3 protein-coding genes and 1 tRNA gene are annotated in these 3500 nt (G+C 46.1%); 3 read left to right on the top strand and 1 reads right to left on the bottom strand.

Annotated elements, in window-relative coordinates; translation table 11 throughout:
- Positions 1–594 precede the first annotated feature (594 nt).
- Positions 595–1362, top strand: a complete 768-nt coding sequence (locus tag Q7S09_03435) for a LysM peptidoglycan-binding domain-containing protein (GenBank protein ID MDO8558213.1) — start codon at positions 595–597, stop codon at positions 1360–1362.
- Between the two features lie 838 nt (positions 1363–2200).
- Positions 2201–2272, top strand: a tRNA-Glu gene (locus Q7S09_03440).
- A gap of 94 nt (positions 2273–2366) precedes the next feature.
- Here Q7S09_03440 and Q7S09_03445 read toward each other — a convergent pair.
- Positions 2367–2858 carry an NUDIX hydrolase gene (locus tag Q7S09_03445; GenBank protein ID MDO8558214.1) on the bottom strand — a complete coding sequence of 164 codons (492 nt, stop codon included), beginning with the start codon at positions 2856–2858 and terminating at the stop codon, positions 2367–2369.
- An 84-nt stretch (positions 2859–2942) separates the two neighbouring features.
- Between Q7S09_03445 and Q7S09_03450 the strand changes: the two genes are divergently transcribed.
- Positions 2943–3500 (top strand): hypothetical protein (locus Q7S09_03450; protein ID MDO8558215.1); only part of this gene is annotated, 558 nt, incomplete at its 3' end.

The raw sequence follows: 3500 nt of genomic DNA on the forward strand, positions 1-3500 counted from the left end.
ATTTATGGGTAAACAGCTTCGGTCTAAACCACAAAAAAAGAAGCCCTCAACTACCAACCTTTCAAAATAGCTTCGCTTCCTTTGTAACCCTTCCGTTGAGCAGAACAATGTCTACCCGTAAATTGTGTGCATGTATTGTATCATACTATACGCCATATGTCAATACCTATAGGATATGCCTCATCTATTAACCTATATTCATTTTCAGCATATTACAGCCCCTTACTTGACATTATAGGTCTAATATGCTATAGTACAGGTACATTGTCGGAAAGGTTGTCAAAGGGAGTAATCTATCTTCTCTCCCCCTTCCCGACTAACCATTCCCTATAAGGCAGTACCTTAATAACTTAAGAAGCAGGGAGTTACCTGGTTGGAAGCTATTAATCGGTGATTGCACCGAAGTTAATGTTTCCAATCAGATTCATCTCCCTGCTACTGCAAAATAATTCTTTAATGGGATACTTGCTTGCATTGATCTCAGGAATGGACATTAAATCGACTCTTATTTAGTGTCCCTGCCTGGGATCTTTGCTTGCCTCGCTAAAGATGCGAGACCAATAAAAGCAAGATACCTAAGGAAAGGAGAACAAGATGTACTCGAATCAGGCAAGGACTTGGTTGGGGATCGCCAGGCTGTGGATCGAAGAACAGAATGGTGAGGTTACCTTCAATAGAGTATGCGCGGTAATCGCCGCGCTGCTTCACCTCCTGTTCGCGTTCGTTCTACTGGTCGCCACGATCGTCGTGGTGATTATCCGCAACATCGGCTATTTGGCAAACCGCTTCGCTGCCGCCTGGCAGAAACGGTATGGCATGCCGCTTCGGCAAAGCTGCGCGCAGGGGCTGCGCCAGAACGCCGGCCAGCTCGCCGTACTGATCGTCATCATCGCGGTTTTCTGCATTGGAGTCTACGCTGGCTGGTTCAACAACATGTTCCACAATAATGCGTACGCGGCCGACAATGTGGCGGCAATCGCCGAGAATCGTGCGGTTCAGAGCGAGGTCATGGTTGAGGTCATCGGGACACCCTACGTCCCCGGTGAATCCGACCAGAACCCCACCACCACAGCGACACCGACAGCCATACCAATGATTGAACCGGCGCCAACGGCGACGGCAGAACAGATCGCAGCCTACTACGCCAACCAACGGTCTTGCGATATCCATTACACCGTCAAACCTGGAGACACGCTAGGGGCAATCTTCGGTATAAACCCCTACAATGAGTCCAACGGGTACGACCGGTGGGAATGGGCGAAAGCCCAGGCCGAGTATAACGAACTTGTTGACTGGAACATGATCTACGTCGGTCAGGTGCTCTGCCTTCCCGACCACCCGATCCAGAAAGTCACGCAGTAGCAGGAAAAAGGGGCAACGAGCCAGTCACGGCGCAAGCCGAACAATGATTGGCAACCGGGCCCCTTTTCCATTTTTAGAATAAAAACAATGAAGGATTTTTTTATATCGAGTTGCACAGGCAACCGATATCGCTTGCTTCGTTTTGTTACTCATCAAGATTCGTAAGTCACGAAGCGTGCTATAGATTCCCGATTTAATCGGGAATGACAGACTTCGTTAACACAAGAAGTTATTTGTGTAGATTCCCGCTTTCGCCCTTACAGGGCAAGCGGGAATGACAGGTATAACATTTTCTCCACATTGAAATGTGGAGTTTCATCCCTAAGGAAAAATGTTTATTCTTGTTCAATTCATCCGAGCTGAGCTCGGTATTCTTGAACAGTCATATAAGAAGAAGCAAGCCGCGGAATACGAAAGAAAAACCTGAAAACACCAGGTAATTTTCCTTCTCCACGGCTTCGCTCGAACTCACCATCAGAATCCCCCTCACTTGCGTGTCAACCCGGCTTTTGGGCTGGGAGATGCCGAAGGTGTTGGCGCAGAAATCTGAGGATGACAACCTCGATGGCACCCGCTGCTGTGCACATAGCAATGGCTGTACGGGCTGTCTCCGTCACGATTTTTGCATCCCTTACAAGTACACTGACAAGACCCGGCGTCCTCGCACCCTTCTACTCCTGTTTTTGCCACGATTTCCTACCTCCACGGTACATTAGAAATCGAACTTTGCATAAGGATTGCGTTACCGAGTCGGATTTTAGCAGAGAAAAAATAAGAATTCAAATATGATATTTCGAGGCTCTATGATAAAATGAAGAGTCTAGAGGATTTGTCCTACGGCGCTATCGTCTAGTGGTCAGGACGTATGGTTCTCATCCATACAACCTCGGTTCGAATCCGAGTAGCGTCACCCTTCGACAAGCTCAGGGCGAGCACTTCATATAATTATTTCCACCTAGTGTTCGTTTGTTCTATAAAGAAACAAAATACTCAGTGCAAGCACTTCACGAGGAAACTTCGTCGGTGTTTTTCAACTCTAAAAACTTCTTTATGAATCCCGAATGGTGGGAAATCATATTGGGAGGAATTTCCGTAAAAAACTGGCCATAGTTAGGCTCCCCTTCAACTTTGCATAAACAAACAATCGAAATCGCACTTGAATAAGGATGATCTTTCCAGACTTCGGCAGTAATCACTTTTTCGAACTTCGGTTCAAGACCAACTTCCCTTTTAGCGATCCGGAGGCAGGCTTCTTCCAAAGATTCCTTATATCCGATAAATCCTCCCGGAATTTCCCAGCCGTCAAAATCATTGTCCTTACGATAGTTAAGAAGAAAGTCTTTTCCTGTTCTGGTCATGAGTACCTCGGCTGCGGGTAAAGCCAGAATCGAATGAACTGCATACCAAATATCCTTAGGCATATTCGGAATCAGCAGATTCTCTTCTTTTATTTTTTGAACTAAAGCAACGAATGTTTCGGTTTCTCTTTTTTCCATACTTGGTATTTCCAATGAGAGTATATCGTTTTTTTCCGTCCTTGACAATAAAATATAGGTTGTTTAAAGTTAATGAAATTAATCATGAAAACTATTCTTACAGGAGATAAATCCGTAAAGAATTTTTGTTTAGCAATTATTATTCTTCTTCTTTCGTTTGTAGCTATTCACCCCAATGCTTACGCAGCCACCCCCATTCGAGGCTTGGCCGGCGATCTTTGGGCTGACACAATTATAGGTCAGCCAAGTTTTTCGGAAATAACCCCCTACGATATTGTCAAAGATAAACTTTTTCTCTCTAACGGCCTCACCGTCGACCGGTCAGTTTCCCCCGGAAGATTATATGTATACGACAGTGGTAATAGCCGCGTTTTAGGTCTTGATTTGGACACCTGTTATGCGACGTCTTCAGGACGATGCCAGCCGCAAATCGTCATCGGTCAGCCATCTTTTAATACGTCAGCGTGTAATGGCGATTCTGGTTTCCAAAATTATCCGCTAAGAGCATCCGCCTCGGCCGCGACCCTCTGTTCAATTCCGGAAGAAACAAACAGCGTTGGCGAGAGCGGCGCCGGGGCTAGTCTTGCAGTAGACAGTAACGGCGCATTATATGTTCCCGATTACGGCAACAGTCGGGTTTTA

The sequence above is a fragment of the bacterium genome (assembly GCA_030649025.1).
Taxonomy (GTDB): Bacteria; Patescibacteriota; Minisyncoccia; order JAUYLV01; family JAUYLV01; genus JAUSGO01.

What these genes read in the sequence shown, in the direction of transcription:
- Q7S09_03445 (MDO8558214.1), bottom strand. Translation starts at nt 2,858, where the DNA reads ATGGAAAAAAGAGAAACCGAAACATTCGTTGCTTTAGTTCAAAAAATA.
- Q7S09_03435 (MDO8558213.1), top strand. Translation starts at nt 595, where the DNA reads ATGTACTCGAATCAGGCAAGGACTTGGTTGGGGATCGCCAGGCTGTGG.